The sequence below is a fragment of the Streptomyces roseus genome (genome assembly GCF_001044425.1).
In the GTDB taxonomy this organism is placed as follows: domain Bacteria; phylum Actinomycetota; class Actinomycetes; order Streptomycetales; family Streptomycetaceae; genus Streptomyces; species Streptomyces roseus.
In genome coordinates, this window is record NZ_LFML01000075.1 from 25,504 (window position 1) to 46,164 (window position 20,661).

Here is a 20,661-nt window from a genome sequence, read left to right on the forward strand (position 1 = left end):
GTTGGGGAACAGACCTGCGATGAGAGAAGGCGACGTATGAACTTCGGACCGCTTCCCTCGGTGGACGCCGCCGCGGTGCCCTCCGAAGGCTTTGTCCTCGACGTCCGTGAGGACGACGAATGGACTGCCGGACACGTGGAAGGTGCCCTGCACATTCCGATGAGTGACTTCGTGGCCCGCTTCGGTGAGCTGACGGAGGCCGTCGAGGACGGCCGCCGCGTGCATGTGATGTGCCGGGTGGGCGGTCGCTCCGCGCAGGTCACCCAGTACCTGGTGCGCCAGGGCATCGACGCCGTGAACATCGACGGCGGCATGCAGGCCTGGGACGGTGCCGGGCGCCCGATGGTGACCGACACCGGGAACCCGGCCTTCGTGCTCTAAACCGGCAGGCGCGGCTGCCGGCCGTCCGTCAGGGGCTTCACGGCCTTCAGGCGAGGGGGTGGGCGGCCAGCAGGTCGCCCAGTGCCTCCTCGTGGGCCGCGGCCGGGCCCAGCTGGAGCTCCAGCTGCTTGGCCCACGCGTGGTAGCGGTGCAGCGGGTAGTCGGTGTCGGCGCCGAAGCCGCCGTGCAGGTGTTGTGCGGTCTGCACGACCCGGCGCACCCCCTCCGAGGCCCAGATCTTGGCGACGGCCACGTCCCCGGCGCTCGGCAGCGGGCCGCCGGCCCCGCCGGTCGCCGCGTCGAGCCGCCAGGCGGCCTGCCAGAGGGTGACCTCCATGGCGCGCAGGTCGATGTAGCGGTCGGCGGCCTGGACGGCGACGGCCTGGAAGGTGGCCACCGGGAAGCCGAACTGCTCGCGTTTGCGGGTGTATTGGCTGGTCATGGTGAGCACGCTCTCGCCCAGGCCGAGGGCCAGGGCGCAGGTTCCGGTGGCCAGGAGCTGGTGCAGCCGCTCCCATGCGCTCGGGGTCTCGATGAGATGGCTCGCGGGCACCCGTACGCCGTCCAGGGCGAGTTCGGCGAGCCGCTCCCCGCTGGTGGAGACCTGGTCGGCCAGGGTGAGGCCCTCGGCGGCGCGCGGTACGAGCGCAAGGACGGCCCCGCCCTCGCCGGTGTGCGCCGGTACGGCGATCCAGTCGGCGCCCTGCGCCCACGGGACGGCCGTCTGCACCCCGTCGAGGGTCCACCACGCGCCCTCGCGCCGGGCAGTGACGGCGAGTTCCGCGGGATCGTGCCCGCTGCGGCCGTGGGCGGCGGCGGTGAGGACGAGCGTCCCGCGGCCGGCGCCGGGCAGCAGGGCGGCGGCCAGCTCGGGGCTGCCGTGGGCCTGGACGGCCATGGCGGTGGCGCAGTGCTCCAGCAGCGGCACCCGGGCCAGCACTCTCGCCGCCTCGCGCAGCACCAGGCACAGGGCGACCGCGTCGAGGCCCGCGCCGCCGTGCTCCTCGGCGAGGACCAGGCTCAGCAGGTCGGACGCGGCCAGCTTGGCCCACAGCGGCCGGTCGAAGTCCTCGGCGACGGCCCCCGGGGTCAGCGCGGGGCTGGGCACGCCGTCGGGGGCGACGTCCGCGAAGACGGCCTTCGCCGCCTCGACGGCGGCCTGCTGCTCCTCGGTGAAGGTGAAGTCCACTGCCTGTCCTCCCGCGCGCACCGGATCCCGGCGTCAGGCCCGGACCGGACCTGACGGTGCGTCAAGATAGAGCAGGACGGGGGAAATGGACAGCGCGGGTCAGGCCGCGGCCTCAGCGGTCGAAGTCGATCTCCACGTCCCCGGTCACCGCGTGCGACTGGCAGGCCAGCACGAACCCGGCCTCCGTCTCCTCCGCCTCCAGCGCGAAGTTCCGGTCCATCCGGACCTCGCCCGCGACCAGGAACGCCCGGCACGTGCCGCAGACACCGCCCTTGCAGGCGTAGGGGGCGTCCGCGCGGTTGCGCAGCACGGCGTCCAGCAGGGACTCGCCGCCCTGGACCGGCCAGGTCCCGGAGCGGCCGTCGAGGCGGGCCGTGACCCGTACGCGGGACGGGGCCGCGGCGGGGGCCGGGGCGGCCGAGTCCTCTACGTGGAAGATCTCCTCGTGGATCCGGGTCCGTACGACGCCGAGCGCCCCCAGGGCCCGCTCCGCGCCCATGACCAGCCCGTACGGGCCGCACAGGTACCAGCCCGTCACCTCCGCGACCGGCAGCAGCGCGGGCAGCAGGGCCTTCAGCCGCTCCTCGTCGAGCCGGCCGGACGGCAGCCCGGCCTCCTGCTCCTCGCGGGAGAGGACGGTCACCAGCTGGAACCGGTCCGGGAAGCGGTCCTTGAGGTCGGCGACCTCGTCCAGGAACATCGTCGACGCGGCCGTACGGTCGCTGCGGACCAGGCAGAACCGGGCGTCGGGCCGCTCCGCCAGCAGCGAGGCCGCGATCGACAGCACCGGGGTGATCCCGCTGCCGCCGACGATCGCCGCGTAGTGCCCACCGGCCGGGGCGGCGGCCGGCTCCAGGACGAACCGCCCGGCCGGGACCATCACGTCCAGCACGTCCCCGGCGGCGATCTCCTTGTGGGCGAACGTCGAGAACTCGCCGCCCTCCACCAGCCGCACACCCACCCGCAGGGCCGCCGGGCCCGGGCCCGCCGGGGCCGGGGCGGGCGAGCAGATCGAGTACGTGCGCCGGACCTCGGTGCCCTCGGGGGTGCGGCGGCGCAGCGTGAGGTGCTGGCCGGGGGCGTGCAGGTACTCGCCGCGCAGCTCCTCGGGGACGCGCAGGGTCAGCGCCACGGAGTCGTCGGTGAGCCGGTCGACCGCCGCCACCGTCAGCGGGTGGAAGGCGCCGTGGCGCGCGGGGCGCCCGGAGCCCGACGTGGGCGACGGCGTGGACGCGGCCATCTACAACTCCTTGAAGTGGTCGAACGGTTCACGGCAGGCGGTGCAGCGGCGCAGCGCCTTGCACGCGGTGGACGAGAACCGGCTGAGCAGTTCGGTGTCGGTCGATCCGCAGTTCGGGCAGCGGACCGAGAGGGCCACCGGGACCGGTCCGCCGGCCGCGTGCGGGCGCGGCGGGGCGATGCCGAACTCGGCCAGCTTGCGCCGCCCTTCGGCGCTGATGTCGTCGGTGGACCAGGCGGGGGCCAGGACGGTGCGCACCCGCACGTCCGGGATGCCGTGGCCGGTCAGGACCCGCTCGATGTCGGCGGACATCGCCTCGATGGCGGGGCAGCCGGTGTAGGTCGGGGTCAGGGTGACCTCGACGTGGCCGTCCTCGTACATCCGCACCCCGCGCATCACGCCGAGCTCGGCGAGGCTGAGGACGGGCAGCTCGGGGTCGGGGACCGAGCCGGCGAGCTCGGCCAGCTCCGCCTCCAGGCGGGTCACGGCCTCGGCGGCCCCGGGGGCCTGCTCCGTCACCACGACGCCCCCGGATGGCTGCGGTGCAGGTGCTGCATCTCGGCGAGCAGCCTGCCGAAGGACTCGGTGTGCAGGCCCTGGCGGCCCGCCCCGGCGGCCCAGGCGCCGGTGCGCGGGCCCTCGGGGAGTGCGAGCCCGGCCCGCTCCAGTACGCCGCCCACGGCGGCCAGCCAGCGGTCCTCCAGGGCGGCCCAGTCGACGCCCTCGATGCCTTCGACCGGCTGGAACATCTCGCCCGTGTACTTCCACAGCGCGTCCAGGGCGGTCCGCATGCGGGCGCGGCTCTCCTGCGTGCCGTCGCCGAGCCGCAGGGTCCACTGCTCGGCGTGGTCGCGGTGGTACGCGGTCTCCTTGACGGCCTTGGCCGCGAGCGGGGCGAACGGTCCGTCGCCGGCGGCCAGTTCCGTGTACAGCTCGTGCTGGTGGAAGGAGAAGTAGAGCTGGCGGGCGATGGTGTGGGCGAAGTCCCCGTTCGGCTGCTCGACCAGCTGGAGGTTGCGGAAGGACCGCTCCTCGCGCAGGAAGGCCAGCTCGTCCTCGTCGCCGGTCAGGGACAGCAGGACGCGGGCCTGCCCGAGCAGGTCGAGCGCGATGTTCGCGAGGGCGACCTCCTCCTCCAGGACGGGGGCGTGGCCCGCCCACTCGCCGAGGCGGTGGGAGAGGATCAGCGCGTCGTCCCCGAGGGAGAGGGCGGCGGGGCGAGAGACTGGGCTCTGCACGGCATCGGTGCTGCTCACAGGTGGTGCACCCCCTCGGGGATCTCGTAGAAGGTCGGGTGCCGGTACGGCTTGTCGGCCGAGGCGGCGAAGAACGGGTCCCGCTCGTCCGGCGAGGAGGCGGTGATCTCGGCGGAGGGCACCACCCAGATCGAGATGCCCTCGCCGCGTCGGGTGTAGAGGTCGCGGGCGTTGCGCAGGGCCATCTCCGCGTCGGGCGCGTGCAGGCTGCCCGCGTGCGTGTGCGAGAGGCCGCGGCGCGAGCGCACGAACACCTCCCACAGTGGCCAGTTCTGCGTCATACCCCTGCCTCCTCGTTCGTCGCCGTGTTCTGTACGGCGTGCTGTGCGCTGTGCTTCCGCGCATACGCCGCGGCCGCCTCGCGGACCCAGGCGCCTTCCTCGTGCGCCCGGCGCCGCCGGCCGATCCGCTCTTCGTTGCAGGGGCCGTTGCCCTTGAGCACGTCCCAGAATTCGGCCCAGTCGATCGCGCCGAAGTCGTGGTGCCCGCGCTCCTCGTTCCACTTCAGGTCGGGGTCGGGCAGGGTCAGGCCCAGCGCCTCGGCCTGCGGGACGGCGATGTCGACGAAGCGCTGGCGCAGCTCGTCATTGGAGTGCCGCTTGATCCGCCAGGCCATGGACTGCGCGGAGTGCGCCGATTCGTCGTCCGGCGGGCCGAACATCATCAGCGAGGGCCACCACCAGCGGTCCACGGCGTCCTGGGCCATCGCGTGCTGCGCCTCGGTGCCCTTGGACAGGGCCATGAGGAGCTCGAAGCCCTGGCGCTGGTGGAAGGACTCCTCCTTGCAGATCCGGACCATCGCGCGGGCGTACGGCCCGTAGGAGCAGCGGCAGATCGGCACCTGGTTGGTGATCGCCGCGCCGTCCACCAGCCACCCGATCGCGCCGACATCGGCCCAGGTCAGGGTGGGGTAGTTGAAGATCGAGGAGTACTTCTGCTTGCCGGAGTGGAGCTTGTCGAGCAGCTCGTCGCGGCTGGTGCCGAGGGTCTCGGCGGCGCTGTACAGGTAGAGGCCGTGCCCGGCCTCGTCCTGGACCTTGGCCATGAGGATCGCCTTGCGGCGCAGCGAGGGCGCGCGGGTGATCCAGTTGGCCTCGGGCTGCATGCCGATGATCTCGGAGTGGGCGTGCTGGGCCATCTGGCGTACGAGCGAGGCGCGGTACGCCTCGGGCATCCAGTCGCGCGGCTCGACGCGCTCGTCGGCCGCCACGGCGGCGTCGAAGGCTGCCGCGAGCTGGGCTCCGAGGTCAGCCCCGAGGTCAGCCCCGAGGCCTGAGTCCTGCCCCGTCTCCGGGGTCACTGCCACCATCCCGGCCCCCTGCCAGAGATTGTTGACCGCCCGACCGACCGATCGTTCGGTTCGTACTCTTCAATGGTGGGACGGCGGCCCGTAGGGTGTCAACCTCTGAGGTCGACCCTGTGGACACCGGATGATCGGGGCGGGATGGAATCGAACGAGCGCGAGCCCGCGGAAGCATCCGTTCCCGCCGGTCCGCCGGTCGATCCGCCGGCCAACCCGCCGAGCGAGCCGCCGACCGGTCAGCCGGCCGTTCAGCCGGCCGCCGCGGCGGCCGTCCCCGCGGCCCGTACGCCGGCGGATCCCCCGGTCGGGCCGCCCGCCGACCCGGGGCGGCCACCCCGGGCTCCCGGGATCGCGGGCCTGTCCGCCCCGTACCGGGTCCTCGCGGCCCTCGCGCTGGCTGCCGTGGGCCTCGCCGCCTGCGGGCACCTGGCGCTGGTCTTCCTGCACGTCGCACCGTCCAACACGGTGAGCAAGCAGCACGCCCGGACGGTCGACGACTGGATCTACCCCGAGTTCGAGCAGAACTGGAAGCTCTTCGCCCCCAACCCGCTCCAGCAGAACATCGCGGTGCAGGCGCGGGCCGAGGTCCGTCCCGCCCTCGGCGGCGAGCCGGTGACCGTCGGCTGGCGCGACCTGTCGGCCGAGGACGGCGCCGCCATCCGGCACGGCCTGCTGCCGAGCCACACCCGGCAGAACGAGCTGCGCCGGGCCTGGGACTTCTTCACCGGCTCGCACGACGAGGACAACAAGCCGATCGGCGAGCGCGGCGAACTGTCGGAGCAGTACCTGCGCCGGATCGCCCTGGCCCGGCTCGGCCGGGACGCGGCCGGCGGGCGGGGCGAGATCGTACGGATCCAGCTGCGCTCGACGACGCGGGCGGTGCCGGCGCCGCCGTGGAGCGAAGAGAAGACCGACACCCAGACGTACTACCGGGAGCTGCCGTGGTGGACGGTGTGAGACGGGCTCCGGCGGCCGGGCGGGCGCTCGCGCGGGCGCGGGCCGCCGCGGGCCGGGCGGTGGCGCGGGTCAGCGGGCGGGCGCTGGGCCCGTACCAGAGCGCCGTCGTCCGGATCGGCTTCTCGGCGACCTGGCTGTTCTTCCTGCTGCGGGAGTTCCCTCACCGCGCGGAGCTCTACGGGCCGGACGGGCCCTGGAGCTTCGCCCTGGCGGAGCGGCTGATCGCCTCGAACCACGCCTTCTCGGTGCTGATGTGGTCGGACTCGGGGCTCTGGTTCGAGACGGTCTACGCGCTCTCGGTGGCGTCGGCCCTGCTGCTGATGCTGGGCTGGCGGACCCGCGCGAGCTCCGCGGTGTTCATGGTGGGCGTCCTGTCGCTGCAGAACCGCAGCGTGTTCATGGGCGACGGCGGGGACAACGTCATCCACCTGATGGCGATCTACCTGGTGCTGACCCGGTGCGCGCAGGTGTGGTCGCTCGACGCGCGGCGCGCGCGGCTGCGGGGCTCGGCCTCGGCGGGGGCGGCCGGACCGGTGCTGTGGGGCGTGCTGGGCGCGGTGTTCGCGTACGGGGCGGTGACGGACCGGTTCGGATACGGCTGGCTGGCGGCCTTCGCGGCGCTGTGGGTCGTGTGCGCGGTGTGGTGGATGGCGGACCGGTACGAGCCGGAGGGCGAGGGGCGGGCCGCCCTGGACGTCCTGGCCAACCTGGTGCACAACGCGGGGCTGCTGGTGATCATGGCGGAGGTCTGCCTGATCTACGCGACGGCCGGCTGGTACAAGATCCAGGGCTCGCGGTGGCAGGACGGGACCGCGCTGTACTACCCGCTCGGCCTGGACTACTTCACCCCGTGGCCGGGGCTGTCGGGGGTGCTGGCGGGGAGCGGGACGATGGTGATGCTGCTGTCGTACGGGACGGTGGCGGTGCAGGTCGCCTTTCCGTTCACGGTGTTCAACCGGCGGATCAAGAACGTGCTGCTGGCGCTGATGATGCTGGAGCACGCGGGGATCGCGGTGCTGCTGGGGCTGCCGTTCTTCTCCATGGCGATGATCGCGGCCGACGCGGTGTTCCTGCCGACGCCCTTCCTCCTGTGGCTGGGCGCCAGGGCCGCCGGCGGGGTGCGCAGGGTGCGCGGGGTGCTTCCCCCGGCGAAGGCGGGCCCGGTCCGGCCCGTACGCTCGGCGGTATGACTGAGTTGCACGGGAGCGCCGACGACATCGCGCAGCAGTGGCGGGAGGCCGTCGGGCGGGGGGACCTCGTGCTGCTCGACGGGTTCCACGCGCTGAAGCACGCCCTGCGGTTCGGGGCGGACGTGCGGCTGGCCGTGGCCGAGGATCCCGAGGGCGTACGGGCGCTGGCCGCCGAGCTGGCTCCGGACGTCGCGGCGCAGGTGGGGCGGCTGGTGCGCGGGGGAGGCCTGCGGGAGCTCGTGGCGCGCGTGCATCCCACCGGGGTCGCCGCGCTGGCCCTGCGGCCCGACCGGGCCGAGGGGCGGGCCCGGCTCGACCGGCAGCCGCGCACCGCGCCCGTCGTCGTGCTCGACAACCCCCGCAACCTCGGCAACGTCGGCGCCGTCGTACGGCTCGCGGCGGGCTTCGGCGCCACCGGCGTCGTCACCCGCGGCGACCTCGACCCCTGGCACCCCAACGTGGTCCGGGCCGGAGCGGGCCTGCACTACGCCACCACCGTGGACCGGGTCGGCATCGACACCCTGCCCGCCGGGCCCCTGTACGCGCTCGACCCGGAGGGACAGGACATCCGCTCCCTCACGCTGCCGGACGACGCCCTGCTGGCCTTCGGCTCGGAGCGCCACGGCATCTCACCCGAGCTGCGCGAGCGGGCCGACCACCTGGTCGCGCTCCCGATGCGCCCGCAGGTCTCCAGCTACAACCTGGCCACCAGCGTGGCCATGACCCTCTTCCACTGGGGCGGCCCGAGGGTCACGCCTCGAGACTGACCGGCATCAGCAGGGAGAAGGCGTCCTCGACGTCGGGGCGCAGGAGGACGAGCGGGGCCTTGGGGCCGATGTACTCCAGGAGCAGTTCCTCCCCGGCGGCGAGCGCGTCGAGCAGGTAGGCGGGGTTGACCCCCACCCGGTCCCCCGCGCAGTCCTCGTCGCCGACGGTCACCGTGTCCGTCAGGACCAGGACGCACACCTCGGCCTCCTGCCCGCCGAGGGCCCGCCGCAGGGCGGGCACGTCCAGCGGGAGCCGGCGTCCCTCGGGCAGCAGGGTCAGGCGGCGGTAGTCGGGGAAGTCCTCGCCGAGGCTCTGCCCGGCGACCTGGCGGCCCTGGGTCTCCAGCTCCACCCTGCCCCCGTCCACGGTCAGGCGGGCCGGGGCGCCGTCGGTCAGCAGGGCGCGCATCGCGTCCGCGAGCGGGAGGGGCACGGTCACCTGGACCCGGCCGCCCCCGCCGTGGCCGGCCGGGTCGCAAGCGCTGTCGGAAGTGCTGTCGGACGCGGTGGCAGCAGCGCCGTCGGCCGGGGTGGCGGCACCGGTGGCGGAGGTCCGGGCGACGGCCATCCGGTAGCGGTCCGTTGCCACGAGGTGCAGGGCGTCGCCCTCGATGTCGAAGTGGATCCCGCCGAGCACCGGCAGCTCCGGGTCGGTTCCGGCGGCGTACCGGACGGCGTCCAGGGCGGCCGCGAGCCCCGCGCCCGGCAGGGTCAGTCGGGCGGTGGCGGTGGCGGTGGTCATGGAGGTCTCCTTGTGTCCGAGTAGGGCTCGTACCGCGGAGAGTTCCTCGCGCGCCTCGGCCAGCCCGCTTTCGAGCCGGCGCAGATGCCCGTCGAGCAGCCGGGGCACCAGGCCGGTGTCCCCGCCCGCCCAGCCGGCCAGCACCAGCCGGATGTCCGCGAGCGGCATCCCCGAGCGGCGCAGCCGCGCCAGCAGCCGGGCCTCGCCGAGCTGCTCGGGGGCGTACCAGCGGTACCCGGTCGCCGGATCCACCCACGCCGGTACGAGGACGCCCGCGCGGTCGTAGAACCGCAGGGCGCTCACCCCGAGCCCGCTGTCGCGGCCCATCTCGCCGATGCTGCGCATGTCGCTCTCCACACCCCCGACTCTGGGACCTCCACCAGGTCGAGGGTCAAGCGGCGGGCCCGGCGCCGCCGCGCCGGGCCCGCCGCCTGCGTGGCCCTCAGGCCTGGCGGCGGATCTCGACCATGCGGAAGCGGTTCGAGACGAAGGCGCCGTCACACAGCGCCGCGTTGGCCGCCGGGTTGCCGCCGGAGCCGTGGAAGTCCGAGAAGGCCGCGGTCTGGTTGACGTAGACCCCGCCCGTCAGGTTCAGGGAGAGCTGCGCCGACTCCTCCAGGCAGACCTCCTCGATGGCCCGCTCGGTGTCCGCCGACGTGGTGTAGGCGCCGACCGTCATCGCGCCCTTCTCCCGCACGGTGCGGCGCAGGAGCTCCAGGGCGTCCGCCGTGGAGTCCACGGCCACCGCGAACGACACCGGGCCGAAGCACTCCGACAGGTACGGGGCCTCCGGGTCAGGCTTGGCGGCGTCCAGCTTGACCATCACCGGGGTGCGCACGACGGCGTCCGGGAACTCGGGGTTGACCACCTCGCGCGAGGCCAGCGCCACCTCGCCGAGGGCGGCCGCCGCCTCCAGGCGGCTCTTGACGTCCGGGTTGACCAGGGCGCCGAGCAGCGCGTTGGCCCGGGCGTCGTCGCCCAGCAGGCCGCCGACCGAGGCCGCGAGGTCCGCGACGACCTCGTCGTAGGACTTGTGGCCGGCGTCCGTCTCGATGCCGTCGCGCGGGATCAGCAGGTTCTGCGGGGTGGTGCACATTTGGCCGCTGTACAGGGACAGCGAGAACGCCAGGTTGGACAGCATCCCCTTGTAGTTCGAGGTCGAGTCGACGACGACCGTGTTGACGCCGGCCTTCTCGGTGTAGACCTGCGCCTGGCGGGCGTTGGTCTCGAGCCAGTCGCCGAACTCGGTCGAGCCGGTGTAGTCGATCAGCTTGATCTCGGGGCGGACGGCAAGGGCCTTGGCGATGCCCTCGCCGGGGCGCTCCACGGCCAGGGCCACCAGGTTCGGGTCGAAGCCCGCCTCGGCGAGCACCTCGCGGGCCACCTTCACCGTCAGCGCCAGCGGGAGCACGGCGCGCGGGTGCGGCTTGACCAGCACCGCGTTGCCCGTGGCCAGGGAGGCGAACAGGCCCGGGTAGCCGTTCCAGGTCGGGAAGGTGTTGCAGCCGATCATCAGCGAGATGCCGCGCGGGACGGCCGTGAAGGTCTTGCCGAGCTCCAGCGGGTCCTTCTTGCCCTGCGGCTTCGACCAGTCGGCCTGCCCGGGGACGCGGGTCTGCTCCTCGTACGCGTAGGCCACCGCCTCCAGGCCGCGGTCCTGCGCGTGCGGGCCGCCCGCCTGGAACGCCATCATGAAGGCCTGGCCGCTGGTGTGCATGACCGCGTGCGCGAACTCGTGCGTCCGCGCGCCGATCCGGGCCAGGATCTCGATGCAGACCAGGGCGCGGGCCTCGGGCCCGGCGTCCCGCCAGGCGCCCATGCCGGCCTTCATCGCGGGGAGCAGCACGTCCGGGTCGGCGTGCGGGTACTCGACGCCCAGCTCGGGGCCGTACGGGGACACCTCGCCGCCGGTCCAGCCGTCCGTACCGGGCTGGCCCAGGTCGAACCGGGTGCCGCGGACCGCTTCGAAGGCGGCCAGCCCGTCGGCCGGGGCGGTCTCCCCGTAGGCCTTGGGGTGCTCCGGATGCGGCGACCAGTAGGCGCGGCTGCGGATGGCCGCCAGGGCCTGGTCCAGGGTGGACCGGTGCTTGTCGGACAGCTGGTGGACGGTGAGCTCGGCGGCCATCAGGGACCAACTCCTCGTTGAGCCGGGCAAGATCAGGCTGGGTCGCAGACTGAGATCAGGCAGGGGCGGGTGAAGAAGAGCAGACTGGAGTTAGAGTAACCGAACGATCGGTCGGGACAAGAGGGCCCGGCAAGCCTGTGGATAACCCGGTGCGGGAGGATCAGGACATGACAGCAATCGAGCGGTCCCGCACTGTGGCGGTCGTCGGCGCCGGCACCATGGGGCAGGGCATCGCCCAGGTCGCCCTTCTCGCAGGTCACCGGGTGCTGATCTACGACATCAACGCCACCCTCGCCGCCGGCGGCGTCGGCATCGTCCAGGACCGCGTCGACCGCATGGCAGCCAAGGGCCGCCTCGATCGCGCCGAGGCCGAGGAGGCGATCGGCCGGATCGAATCGGCCTCCGCCCTCGCCGACCTCGCGGACGCCGCGCTCGTCATCGAGGCGGTCGTCGAGGACATCGCCGTCAAGCGCGCGCTCTTCGAGACCCTCGAAGAGGTGGTTGCGCCGGACACGCTGCTGGCGACCAACACCTCCTCCCTCTCCGTCACCGAGCTCGCCGCAGGCCTCGCGCATCCCGGCCGCTTCCTCGGGCTGCACTTCTTCAACCCGGCCCCGGTGCTCCCGCTCGTCGAGGTGGTCAGCGGGTTCGCGACCGACCCGGCCGCCGCCGAGCGCGCGCACGCCACCGTGCTGGGCTGGGGGAAGACGCCGGTGCGCTGCGCCGACACCCCGGGCTTCATCGTCAACCGGATCGCCCGCCCCTTCTACGCCGAGGCCTTCGCGGTGTACGAGGAGCAGGGTGCCGACCCGGCCACCATCGACGCCGTGCTCCGCGAGAGCGGCGGCTTCAAGATGGGCCCGTTCCAGCTGACCGACCTGATCGGCCAGGACGTCAACGAGGCCGTCACCCGCTCCGTGTGGGAGTCGTTCTTCCGCAGCCCCAAGTTCACCCCCTCCCTGGCGCAGCGCCGGCTGGTCCAGTCGGGCCGCCTCGGCCGCAAGTCGGGCCACGGCTGGTTCCCGTACGGCCCGGACGCCCAGGTCCCGGCCCCGCACACGGCCGCACCGCAGGCCGCTCCGGAGAAGGTCACCGTGGTCGGCGACCTCGGTCCGGCCGCCGGGCTGGTCGAGCTGCTGGAAGAGGCCGGGATCGCGGTCACGGAGACCGGGCACGGGGGCCCGTACATCCAGCTGCCCGGCGAGGGCCAGCTGGTGCTCGCGGACGGCAAGACCTCGGTCGAGTTCGCCGACGTCGTCTACTTCGACCTCGCGCTCGACTACCGGGGCGCCACCCGGATCGCGCTCTCCGCGGGAGAGGACACCGGCGAGCGGACCCTCGCCGAGGCGATCGGCCTGTTCCAGAAGCTCGGCAAGAAGGTCTCCGTCATCGGCGACGTGCCCGGCATGATCGTGGCCCGTACGGTCGCGATGCTCATCGACCTGACCGCCGATGCCGTCGCGCGCGGGGCGGCCAGCGCCGAGGACATCGACACGGCGATGCGGCTCGGGGTCAACTACCCGCTGGGCCCCTCCGAATGGCACGGCCGGCTCGGCCGGGACTGGGCGTACGACCTGCTGCACCACCTCGACGAGCGCTGTCCCGGCGGCCGCTACGCGCCCTCGCTGGCGCTGTTCAAACTCGGCTACACCGAGGACGACGAGGGCGACGAAGGCGGCGAAGGGGGCGACGAGGGCGAAGACGGCCACGCGGGCGCCGCGGAGGAGACCGCATGACCACCGCGAAGCGGGACACCTACACCCCCGAGACCCTGCTGTCCGTCGCCGTCCAGGTCTTCAACGAGCGGGGCTACGACGGCACTTCCATGGAGCACCTCTCCAAGGCGGCGGGCATCTCGAAGTCCTCGATCTACCACCACGTGGCGGGCAAGGAGGAGCTCCTCCAGCGGGCCGTCAGCCGCGCGCTCGACGGGCTCTTCGCCGTCCTGGAGGAGACCGGCGCGGTACGGGGCCGGGCGGTCGAGCGGGTCGAGTACGTCACGCGCCGCACGGTCGAGGTCCTGGTCGCCGAGCTCCCGTACGTGACGCTGCTGCTGCGGGTGCGGGGCAACACCCGGACCGAGCGCTGGGCGCTGGAGCGCCGGCGCGAGTTCGACCACCAGGTCGCCGAGTTGCTGAAGGCGGCCGCGGCGGACGGGGACCTGCGGGCGGACGTGGACATCCGGCTGGCCACCCGGCTGCTGTTCGGCATGGTGAACTCGCTGGTCGAGTGGTACCGCCCGCACCCCGGCACGACCGCGGACCAGCTGGCCGACGCGGTGGTCCACATGGCCCTGGACGGCCTGCGGACGGTTCGCGGCTAGTTCCCCGCCATGATCCGCACGATCCTGGCCCATATTTTCTGATGAATTGCTGTGCGAACTCTGTACGATGAGCGAGCTTTCGAACGCGTTCAAGCAGTAACACAAGCAGTAACAGAAAATGGGGGGCCGGTGCGCAGTCGCCGTCTTGTAGTTTCCGCTGCCGTTGTCGTCGCGGCCAGCGTTGGTTTCATCCCGGGCGCGGCCCAGGCGGCCGGTCCGGCCGCGGGTCCGGCCGCGGGTTCGTCCGCACCGGTGGTCAAGGGGGTGGCCGCTCCCGGAGCGGACCTGGCCACGGCCGGTGCGTCCGACGTCAAGACCTTCCACAGCCCGAAGGAGCGCTCGGTCCGCAAGGCCCTGCCCGCCGCCAAGGGCAAGACCTCCGCCAACGCCACCGCGCAGGGCGCGGAGACCGCCGCCGCGGGCAACCCGGAGCTCGGCCTCGTCCTCGACGCGAAGAGCGTCTCCGCGCACGGCATCGAGCTGCGCGCCCAGGTCGTCAGCGCCGCGGGCGCCGCCCTCAAGGTCACCTACGAGTGGGGCGACGGCACGACCGACGTCACGGACGCCTCCCCGGGCCAGGAGGTGTCGCGCAGGCACAGCTACGCCGAGCTCGGCGAGTACCAGGTCAAGGTCACCGTCACGGACAGTGCGAACCAGGCCGAGTCCGTCAACGAGCTGCCGCTCTCGACGGTCGGCTCGGACTTCACCCCGTACGCCCCGACCCGCCTCCTGGACACCCGTGACGGCACCGGAGCCCCGCGGGGCATGGTCCAGGCGTACTCCTCGACCAAGCTGAAGATCGCCGGCAACGGCAAGATCCCGGCGGGCGTCACGGCCGTGGCCCTGAACGTCACCGCGACCAACACCTCGAACCCCGGTCACGTCACGGTGTTCCCCGGCGGTACCACGCGTCCGACGACGTCCAACGTCAACTTCGTGGCCGCGCAGACCGTCCCGAACATGGTGATCGTGCCGGTCGGCAAGGACGGCACCGTCGAGCTCTACAACGGCAGCTGGACGCCGATCGACCTGATCGCGGACATCACGGGCTACTTCACCCGCACCGCGGCCAGCGGCTACACGCCGATGACCCCGGTCCGCGCCGTGGACACCCGCTCCGGCCAGGGAGCGCCGCAGGGCCAGGTCGGCGGCCGCAAGTCGATCGGCGTGCAGCTCGGCGGCTGGTACGTGCCGGGCAGCGCCACCGCCGTGGCGCTGAACGTCACCGCCACCAACCCGCGCGAGGACGGCCACCTGACGGCCTACCCGAGCGGCCAGCAGGCCCCGAACACGTCCAACGTGAACTTCAGGGCCAAGCAGACCGTCGCCAACTCGGTGATCGTCCCCGTCGGCGCCGACGGCAAGGTCAACATCTTCAACGGAGCCTGGGCGGGCACCGACGTCATCGTCGACGTCGTCGGCTACTACAGCCCCGACAGCTCGGGGGCCTTCATGCCCGCCAAGCCGCAGCGCTGGATCGACACCCGCACCTCGAAGTGGGGGCCGGTGCCGGCGCGGGGCTACCTCTGGCAGCCCTTCTCCACCGGCGAGGAGGGCATCGCGGGGTACGTCCTCAACACCACGGTGACCAACACGCAGCAGGACGGGTTCCTGTCGGTCGCCCCGGACCCCAACACTCCGGAGCAGTACGACAACGACACGAACGTCTTCCCGGGGCGGCCCACGTCGTCCACCCTGAACTGGACGGCCGGCCAGACCGTCCCGAACCTGGTCCAGGCGAGCTCCGGCGGCGTCAACGGCGTCGTCGACTTCTGGAACCAGAGCTGGGCGACGACGGACCTGATCGTCGACATGTTCGGCTACTACGAGACCAAGTAATCGCGCCTCCGGCCTCGTACAGAGCCCCGGGAAGGCCCTCACGACCCTCCCGGGGCTCCGCCGTTCCCCGGGGGCCCCGGAAGTCCCGGGAGCCCCGCTACTCCTCCGAGATCGCCGGTCCCGCGCCGCCCTGGCCCGGGGCGGAATCGAGCAGATCCGTTTCCTCGAACACCAGCAGGGTGCGGGTCGACAGGACCTCCGGGATGGACTGGAGGCGGGTCAGGACCAGCTCGCGCAGGGTGCGGTTGTCGGGCGTGTGGACCAGCAGCAGCACGTCGAAATCGCCGCTGACCAGGGCGATGTGCGCGGCGCCCGGACGCTCGCGCAGCTGCTCGCGGACCGTGCGCCAGGAGTTCTGGACGATCTTCAGGGTGATGTAGGCGGAGGCGCCCTGGCCCGCCCGTTCGTGGTTGACGCGGGCCGTGAACCCCCGGATCACCCCGTCGTCGATCAGCCGGTTGATCCGGGCGTAGGCGTTCGCGCGCGATACGTGGACCTGCTCGGCCACCGACCGTATCGACGCGCGGCCGTCCGCCTGGAGCAGGCGCATGATCGAACGGTCGATGGGATCCAGGGGGCGCGGGGGCAGCGGCGGGGCCTGCGGGGCCGAAGGCGCACCGCCGGGCGGCACCGGAGCGGAACCCGGCCCGGAACCCGGCGCGGCCATTTGTTCATCCGGCATTGCCCACTGCCTCCCTCTTCTGGACGTCCTGCACCCATCCCAGGGCCCCGGCGCCACTTTGTCCACAGCCTGGCGCCGCCTGTAGCCAAATTGCGCCATCGACCGAACAATCGGTTGGTGAGGCGCCTCACAGCCGAGTCGCCCTGCCCGCTTCCCACGAGGAGGTGTACGCCGCCATGACGGTCCAAGAGCTGCCCGGTGCCGGTGCATCCCACCGCTCCACCCCGCCGCCCGCCTGGAGGCCCCGTACGGATGCCGCCCCGCTGCTCCCGGACCCCGAGCCGTACCGGGTGCTGGGCACGCCGGCCGCCGAGAAGCTCGACCCCGAGCTGATGCGCCGCTGCTACGCCGAGCTGGTCCGCGGCCGCCGGTACAACGCCCAGGCGACTGCCCTCACCCGGCAGGGCCGACTGGCCGTGTACCCGTCCACCGTCGGCCAGGAGGCCTGCGAGATCGCGGCCGCGCTGGTCCTGGAGGAGCAGGACTGGCTCTTCCCGAGCTACCGCGACACCCTCGCGGCCGTGGCCCGCGGGCTGGACCCCGTACAGGCGCTGACCCTGCTGCGCGGCGACTGGCACACCGGCTACGACCCGCGCGAGTACCGGATCGCCCCGCTGAGCACCCCGCTCGCCACCCAGCTGCCGCACGCGGTCGGCCTGGCGCACGCGGCCCGGCTGCGCGGCGACGACGTGGTCGCGCTCGCCCTGGTGGGCGACGGCGGCACCAGCGAGGGCGATTTCCACGAGGCGCTGAACTTCGCGGCCGTCTGGCAGGCCCCGGTGGTCTTCCTCGTCCAGAACAACGGCTTCGCGATATCGGTCCCGCTGGCCAAGCAGACGGCGGCCCCGACCCTGGCCCACAAGGCCGTCGGGTACGGGATGCCCGGACGCCTCGTCGACGGCAACGACATCGCCGCGGTGCGCGAGGTGCTGTCCGAGGCCGTCCGGCGGGCCCGTGCCGGTGGCGGACCGACGCTGATCGAGGCGGTCACGTACCGCATCGAGGCCCACACGAACGCCGACGACGCGACCCGCTACCGCGGCGACGCCGAGGTCGAGGCATGGAAGGCGCACGACCCGGTGGAGCTGCTGGAGCGCGAGCTGACCGCCCGCGGGATGCTGGATGCCGACGGCATCCAGGAGGCCAAGGACGCCGCCGAGGCGATGGCCGCGACCCTGCGCGAGCGGATGAACGCCGAGCCCGTGCTCGACCCGATGGACCTGTTCGAAAACGTCTACGCGGAGCAGACCGGCCGGCTCCGCGAGCAGGCGGAGATGCTGCGCGCCGAGCTCGACGCGGAGGAGCAGTCGTGACCACGGTGGCCGTGAAGCCGGCGACGATGGCGCAGGCGCTGCAGCGCGCCATGCGCGACGCGATGGCCGAGGACCCGACGGTCCACGTCATGGGCGAGGACGTCGGCACGCTGGGCGGGGTCTTCCGGATCACGGACGGCCTCGCGAAGGAGTTCGGCGAGGAGCGCTGCACGGACACCCCGCTCGCGGAGGCCGGGATCCTGGGCGCCGCGGTGGGCATGGCCATGTACGGGCTGCGGCCCGTCGTGGAGATGCAGTTCGACGCGTTCGCCTACCCCGCCTTCGAACAGCTGATCTCGCACGTGGCGAAGATGCGCAACCGCACGCGCGGCGCGATGCCGCTCCCGATCACCATCCGGGTGCCCTACGGCGGCGGGATCGGCGGCGTGGAGCACCACAGCGACTCCTCCGAGGCGTACTACGTGGCCACCCCCGGCCTGCACGTGGTGACCCCGGCGACCGTCGAGGACGCGTACGGGCTGCTGCGCGCCTCGATCGCGAGCGACGACCCTGTGGTCTTCCTGGAGCCGAAGCGGCTGTACTGGTCGAAGGCGCAGTGGGACCCGGCGGAGCCGGCGGCCGTGCCGGGGATCGGGAAGGCCCTCGTCCGGCGTACCGGCGCGAGCGCCACCCTGATCACGTACGGGCCCTCGCTGCCGGTCTGCCTGGAGGCGGCCGAGGCGGCGCGCGAGGAGGGCTGGGACCTGGAGGTCGTGGACCTGCGCTCGCTCGTCCCGCTCGACGAGGACACGGTCATGGCCTCCGTACGGCGTACGGGGCGCGCGGTGGTGGTCCACGAGGCGAACGGCTTCGCGGGGCCGGGCGCGGAGCTCGTCGCCCGCATCCAGGAGAAGTGCTTCCACCACCTGGAGGCGCCGGTGCTGCGGGTGACGGGCTTCGACATCCCGTACCCGCCGCCCATGCTGGAGAAGCACCACCTGCCCGGCGTGGACCGGATCCTGGACACCGTGGCCCGCCTGCAGTGGGAGAACTGATGCCGCAGGTAATGGAGTTCAAGCTCCCCGATCTCGGGGAGGGACTGACCGAGGCCGAGATCGTCCGCTGGCTGGTGGCGGTGGGCGACGTCGTGGCCATCGACCAGCCGGTGGTCGAGGTCGAGACGGCCAAGGCGATGGTGGAGGTGCCGTGCCCCTACGGCGGTGTGGTCACCGCCAGGTTCGGGGAGGAGGGCACGGAACTCCCCGTCGGAGCACCGCTGATCACGGTGGCGGTGGGCGCGGAGACGGCCCCGGAGGCGGAGCCCGAGGATTCCGGGTCGGGCAACGTCCTGGTGGGCTACGGGACGGACCACTCGCGCACGGCGCGTCGGAGGCGGGTGCGACCTGGCTCCGCAGCGCCGGCCGTTGCCGCCGCTCCCGCACCCGCTCCCGCTGCCGCCGTGACCGGTCCGGTGGCGGTCATCTCGCCGCTGGTGCGCAAGCTGGCCCGGGACAACGGGGTCGACCTGCGCGGGCTGCGCGGATCCGGGCCCGAGGGCCTGATCCTGCGCGCGGACGTGGAGGCGGCGCTCCGGGCCCCCGAGGCGCCTGCGCCGGCGCCCGTCGGCGCTCCGGTGGCCGCCGCGGCCGCGGCGGTGGGCGAGCGGGTGCCGCTGAAGGGCCTGCGGGGCGCGGTGGCCGAGAAGCTGTCGCGCAGCCGCCGGGAGATCCCCGACGCCACGTGCTGGGTCGACGCCGATGCGACCGAGCTGATGGCGGCGCGGGCCGCGATGAACGCCGTGGGCGGCCCGAAGATCTCGGTGCTGGCGCTGCTGGCCCGGATCTGCACGGCCGCGCTGGCGAAGTATCCCGAGCTCAACTCGACCGTGGACCTCGCGGCGAACGAGATCGTCCGGCTGCCGTCCGTGCACCTCGGCTTCGCGGCGCAGACGGAGCGCGGGCTGGTGGTTCCGGTGGTCCGGGACGCGCAGGCGCGCGGAGCCGAGTCCCTGTCGGCGGAGTTCGCCCGCCTCACCGAGGTGGCCCGGTCCGGGAAGCTGGCTCCGGCGGACCTCACCGGAGGCACGTTCACCCTGAACAACTACGGGGTGTTCGGCGTGGACGGCTCCACGCCGATCATCAACCACCCGGAGGCGGCGATGCTCGGGGTGGGCCGGATCATGGCGAAGCCGTGGGTCCACCGGGGTGAGCTGGCGGTCCGCCAGGTCGTCCAGCTCTCGCTGACGTTCGACCACCGCGTCTGCGACGGCGGCACGGCGGGCGGCTTCCTGCGCTACGTGGCCGACTGCGTGGAGTCCCCGGCGGTGCTGCTGCGCTCGCTGTGACGCGCTCGCCGTAGCGGGGCGCCCCACACCTCACCCGAGGTGTGGGGCGCCCGCGCGTGCTCAGGTGGCCGGGTCATCATGTGGTCAGGAGCAGCTTGCCCACGTGCGTGCTCGACTCCAGCGTGCGGTGGGCCTGCGCGGCCTCCCACATCGGGAACGAGCCGTGCACCACCGGCTTCACCCGGCCCGCGGCCACCAGCGGCCAGACGTGTTCCCGTACGGCCGCGACGATGGCGGCCTTCTCCTCCAGCGGGCGGGCCCGCAGGGAGGTGGCGGTGATGGCCGCCCGCTTCGCCAGCAGCGCCCCCAGGTTGAGCTCCGCCTTGACCCCGCCCTGGAGCCCGATCACCGCGAGCCGGCCGTTCACGGCCAGCGCGTCCAGGTTCCGCGCCAGGTACTTCGCGCCCATGATGTCCAGGATCACGTCCGCCCCGGCGCCGCCCGTCGCGTCCCGCACCTCGGCGACGAAGTCCTGCTCGCGGTAGTCGATCAGGATGTCCGCGCCCAGCTCCTTGCGGCGGGCCAGCTTCTCGGGGCCGCCGGCGGTGACCGCCACGCGCGCGCCGACCGCCTTCGCGAGCTGGATCGCCATCGTGCCGATGCCGCTGGAGCCGCCGTGCACCAGCAGCGTCTCGCCGGGCCGCAGACCGGCCACCATGAACACGTTCGACCAGACCGTGCAGACCACCTCGGGAAGCGCCGCCGCCGTCACCAGGTCCACGCCGGCCGGGACCGGCAGCAGCTGGCCCGCCGGGACGGCCACGCGCTCCGCGTACCCGCCGCCGCCGAGCAGGGCGCAGACCTCATCGCCGACGGCCCAGCCGGACACGCCCGGGCCGAGGGCGGAGATGCGCCCCGAGCACTCCAGACCGGGGTAGGGGGAGGCGCCCGGCGGGGGATCGTAGAACCCCTGGCGCTGGAGGACGTCGGCGCGGTTCACGGCGCTCGCCGCGACGTCGACGAGGACCTCGCCCTCGCCGGCCACCGGATCGGGTACCTCGGCCCAGACGAGGGCCTCGGGGCCGCCGGGCTCTTCGATGGTGATCGCATGCATGGCCCGGAGGGTACGC

20 protein-coding genes are annotated in these 20,661 nt (G+C 73.2%); 10 read left to right on the forward strand and 10 right to left on the reverse strand.

Features of this window, described 5'->3' with window-relative positions:
* Positions 1–36 precede the first annotated feature (36 nt).
* The gene (locus ACS04_RS19530) at positions 37–381 is read left to right on the forward strand and encodes a rhodanese-like domain-containing protein (protein WP_048477941.1); all 345 of its coding nucleotides are present in this window, start codon (positions 37–39) and stop codon (positions 379–381) included.
* A gap of 46 nt (positions 382–427) precedes the next feature.
* Here the strand turns inward: ACS04_RS19530 and ACS04_RS19535 are convergent, their stop codons facing one another.
* The 6 genes from ACS04_RS19535 to paaA form a co-directional block, all read right to left on the reverse strand.
* The gene (locus tag ACS04_RS19535) at positions 428–1,570 is read right to left on the reverse strand and encodes an acyl-CoA dehydrogenase family protein (protein ID WP_048477942.1); all 1,143 of its coding nucleotides are present in this window, start codon (positions 1,568–1,570) and stop codon (positions 428–430) included.
* Positions 1,571–1,682: 112 nt separating this feature from the next.
* Positions 1,683–2,810: a 2Fe-2S iron-sulfur cluster-binding protein gene (locus tag ACS04_RS19540; RefSeq protein WP_048477943.1), complete on the reverse strand. Its 1,128-nt coding sequence runs from the start codon at positions 2,808–2,810 to the stop codon at positions 1,683–1,685.
* Positions 2,811–3,332: a 1,2-phenylacetyl-CoA epoxidase subunit PaaD gene (paaD, locus tag ACS04_RS19545; RefSeq protein ID WP_398023306.1), complete on the reverse strand. Its 522-nt coding sequence runs from the start codon at positions 3,330–3,332 to the stop codon at positions 2,811–2,813.
* Positions 3,326–4,066 carry a 1,2-phenylacetyl-CoA epoxidase subunit PaaC gene (gene paaC / locus ACS04_RS19550; RefSeq protein WP_048477944.1) on the reverse strand — a complete coding sequence of 247 codons (741 nt, stop codon included), beginning with the start codon at positions 4,064–4,066 and terminating at the stop codon, positions 3,326–3,328. The genes paaD and paaC overlap by 7 nt, the downstream gene beginning before the upstream one ends.
* The gene (gene paaB / locus ACS04_RS19555) at positions 4,063–4,347 is read right to left on the reverse strand and encodes a 1,2-phenylacetyl-CoA epoxidase subunit PaaB (RefSeq protein WP_048477945.1); all 285 of its coding nucleotides are present in this window, start codon (positions 4,345–4,347) and stop codon (positions 4,063–4,065) included. Before paaB ends, paaC begins: the two co-directional genes overlap by 4 nt.
* The gene (paaA, locus tag ACS04_RS19560) at positions 4,344–5,375 is read right to left on the reverse strand and encodes a 1,2-phenylacetyl-CoA epoxidase subunit PaaA (RefSeq protein WP_048477946.1); all 1,032 of its coding nucleotides are present in this window, start codon (positions 5,373–5,375) and stop codon (positions 4,344–4,346) included. Before paaA ends, paaB begins: the two co-directional genes overlap by 4 nt.
* 135 nt (positions 5,376–5,510) lie before the next feature.
* On the opposite strand from paaA, the gene ACS04_RS19565 reads away from it, so the two are divergent.
* From ACS04_RS19565 to ACS04_RS19575, 3 genes are read left to right on the forward strand one after another with little or no spacing between them, the layout of a single operon-like run.
* A complete protein-coding gene (locus ACS04_RS19565) occupies positions 5,511–6,326 on the forward strand; it encodes a DUF5819 family protein (protein ID WP_078864999.1) in 816 nt (271 codons plus the stop codon).
* Positions 6,323–7,516 (forward strand): HTTM domain-containing protein, encoded by a 1,194-nt coding sequence (locus tag ACS04_RS19570; RefSeq protein WP_048477968.1) that lies wholly within the window; start codon positions 6,323–6,325, stop codon positions 7,514–7,516. Before ACS04_RS19565 ends, ACS04_RS19570 begins: the two co-directional genes overlap by 4 nt.
* Entirely contained in the window at positions 7,513–8,283 is a 771-nt protein-coding gene (locus tag ACS04_RS19575) for a TrmH family RNA methyltransferase (RefSeq protein ID WP_078865001.1), read from the forward strand. Before ACS04_RS19570 ends, ACS04_RS19575 begins: the two co-directional genes overlap by 4 nt.
* On the opposite strand, the gene ACS04_RS19580 is transcribed toward ACS04_RS19575, so the two are convergent.
* Together ACS04_RS19580 and paaN are read right to left on the reverse strand one after the other, a co-directional pair.
* The gene (locus ACS04_RS19580; protein WP_048477948.1) at positions 8,267–9,370 is read right to left on the reverse strand and encodes a DNA polymerase III subunit beta family protein; all 1,104 of its coding nucleotides are present in this window, start codon (positions 9,368–9,370) and stop codon (positions 8,267–8,269) included. The genes ACS04_RS19575 and ACS04_RS19580 overlap by 17 nt on opposite strands.
* 97 nt (positions 9,371–9,467) lie before the next feature.
* Positions 9,468–11,150, reverse strand: a complete 1,683-nt coding sequence (gene paaN, locus ACS04_RS19585; RefSeq protein WP_048477949.1) for a phenylacetic acid degradation protein PaaN — start codon at positions 11,148–11,150, stop codon at positions 9,468–9,470.
* Positions 11,151–11,317: 167 nt separating this feature from the next.
* Here paaN and ACS04_RS19590 point away from each other — a divergent pair, with 167 nt between their 5' ends.
* The 3 genes from ACS04_RS19590 (at position 11,318) to ACS04_RS35810 (ending at position 15,312) form a co-directional block, all read left to right on the forward strand.
* Entirely contained in the window at positions 11,318–12,886 is a 1,569-nt protein-coding gene (locus ACS04_RS19590) for a 3-hydroxyacyl-CoA dehydrogenase (protein ID WP_048477970.1), read from the forward strand.
* A complete protein-coding gene (locus ACS04_RS19595; protein ID WP_048477950.1) occupies positions 12,883–13,473 on the forward strand; it encodes a TetR/AcrR family transcriptional regulator in 591 nt (196 codons plus the stop codon). The genes ACS04_RS19590 and ACS04_RS19595 overlap by 4 nt, the downstream gene beginning before the upstream one ends.
* Before the next feature lie 264 nt (positions 13,474–13,737).
* Positions 13,738–15,312, forward strand: coding sequence for a PKD domain-containing protein (locus ACS04_RS35810; RefSeq protein ID WP_158977340.1), 1,575 nt, complete (start codon positions 13,738–13,740; stop codon positions 15,310–15,312).
* A gap of 97 nt (positions 15,313–15,409) precedes the next feature.
* On the opposite strand, the gene ACS04_RS19605 is transcribed toward ACS04_RS35810, so the two are convergent.
* Entirely contained in the window at positions 15,410–15,994 is a 585-nt protein-coding gene (locus tag ACS04_RS19605; protein ID WP_078865002.1) for an Lrp/AsnC family transcriptional regulator, read from the reverse strand.
* Between the two features lie 176 nt (positions 15,995–16,170).
* Between ACS04_RS19605 and pdhA the strand changes: the two genes are divergently transcribed.
* The 3 genes from pdhA to ACS04_RS19620 are packed head-to-tail and all read left to right on the forward strand — an operon-like array spanning position 16,171 to position 19,591.
* Positions 16,171–17,307, forward strand: coding sequence for a pyruvate dehydrogenase (acetyl-transferring) E1 component subunit alpha (pdhA, locus tag ACS04_RS19610; protein ID WP_048477953.1), 1,137 nt, complete (start codon positions 16,171–16,173; stop codon positions 17,305–17,307).
* A gap of 26 nt (positions 17,308–17,333) precedes the next feature.
* Positions 17,334–18,302 carry an alpha-ketoacid dehydrogenase subunit beta gene (locus ACS04_RS19615; RefSeq protein ID WP_245236449.1) on the forward strand — a complete coding sequence of 323 codons (969 nt, stop codon included), beginning with the start codon at positions 17,334–17,336 and terminating at the stop codon, positions 18,300–18,302.
* Positions 18,302–19,591 (forward strand): dihydrolipoamide acetyltransferase family protein, encoded by a 1,290-nt coding sequence (locus ACS04_RS19620; protein WP_048477955.1) that lies wholly within the window; start codon positions 18,302–18,304, stop codon positions 19,589–19,591. Before ACS04_RS19615 ends, ACS04_RS19620 begins: the two co-directional genes overlap by 1 nt.
* A gap of 76 nt (positions 19,592–19,667) precedes the next feature.
* On the opposite strand, the gene ACS04_RS19625 is transcribed toward ACS04_RS19620, so the two are convergent.
* Positions 19,668–20,645: an NAD(P)H-quinone oxidoreductase gene (locus tag ACS04_RS19625; RefSeq protein ID WP_048477956.1), complete on the reverse strand. Its 978-nt coding sequence runs from the start codon at positions 20,643–20,645 to the stop codon at positions 19,668–19,670.
* Positions 20,646–20,661: the final 16 nt, after the last annotated feature.

Excerpts from the sequence above, each read along its gene's own strand:
- ACS04_RS19590 (WP_048477970.1), top strand. The coding sequence starts at position 11,318 with ATGACAGCAATCGAGCGGTCCCGCACTGTGGCGGTCGTCGGCGCCGGC.
- ACS04_RS19615 (WP_245236449.1), top strand. The coding sequence starts at position 17,334 with ATGGCGCAGGCGCTGCAGCGCGCCATGCGCGACGCGATGGCCGAGGAC.
- ACS04_RS19620 (WP_048477955.1), top strand. The coding sequence starts at position 18,302 with ATGCCGCAGGTAATGGAGTTCAAGCTCCCCGATCTCGGGGAGGGACTG.
- ACS04_RS19580 (WP_048477948.1), bottom strand. The coding sequence starts at position 9,370 with ATGCGCAGCATCGGCGAGATGGGCCGCGACAGCGGGCTCGGGGTGAGC.
- ACS04_RS19540 (WP_048477943.1), bottom strand. The coding sequence starts at position 2,810 with ATGGCCGCGTCCACGCCGTCGCCCACGTCGGGCTCCGGGCGCCCCGCG.
- pdhA (WP_048477953.1), top strand. The coding sequence starts at position 16,171 with ATGACGGTCCAAGAGCTGCCCGGTGCCGGTGCATCCCACCGCTCCACC.
- ACS04_RS19575 (WP_078865001.1), top strand. The coding sequence starts at position 7,513 with ATGACTGAGTTGCACGGGAGCGCCGACGACATCGCGCAGCAGTGGCGG.
- ACS04_RS19605 (WP_078865002.1), bottom strand. The coding sequence starts at position 15,994 with ATGCCGGATGAACAAATGGCCGCGCCGGGTTCCGGGCCGGGTTCCGCT.
- ACS04_RS19565 (WP_078864999.1), top strand. The coding sequence starts at position 5,511 with ATGGAATCGAACGAGCGCGAGCCCGCGGAAGCATCCGTTCCCGCCGGT.
- ACS04_RS19595 (WP_048477950.1), top strand. The coding sequence starts at position 12,883 with ATGACCACCGCGAAGCGGGACACCTACACCCCCGAGACCCTGCTGTCC.
- paaA (WP_048477946.1), bottom strand. The coding sequence starts at position 5,375 with ATGGTGGCAGTGACCCCGGAGACGGGGCAGGACTCAGGCCTCGGGGCT.
- paaB (WP_048477945.1), bottom strand. The coding sequence starts at position 4,347 with ATGACGCAGAACTGGCCACTGTGGGAGGTGTTCGTGCGCTCGCGCCGC.
- ACS04_RS19625 (WP_048477956.1), bottom strand. The coding sequence starts at position 20,645 with ATGCATGCGATCACCATCGAAGAGCCCGGCGGCCCCGAGGCCCTCGTC.
- ACS04_RS19530 (WP_048477941.1), top strand. The coding sequence starts at position 37 with ATGAACTTCGGACCGCTTCCCTCGGTGGACGCCGCCGCGGTGCCCTCC.
- paaN (WP_048477949.1), bottom strand. The coding sequence starts at position 11,150 with ATGGCCGCCGAGCTCACCGTCCACCAGCTGTCCGACAAGCACCGGTCC.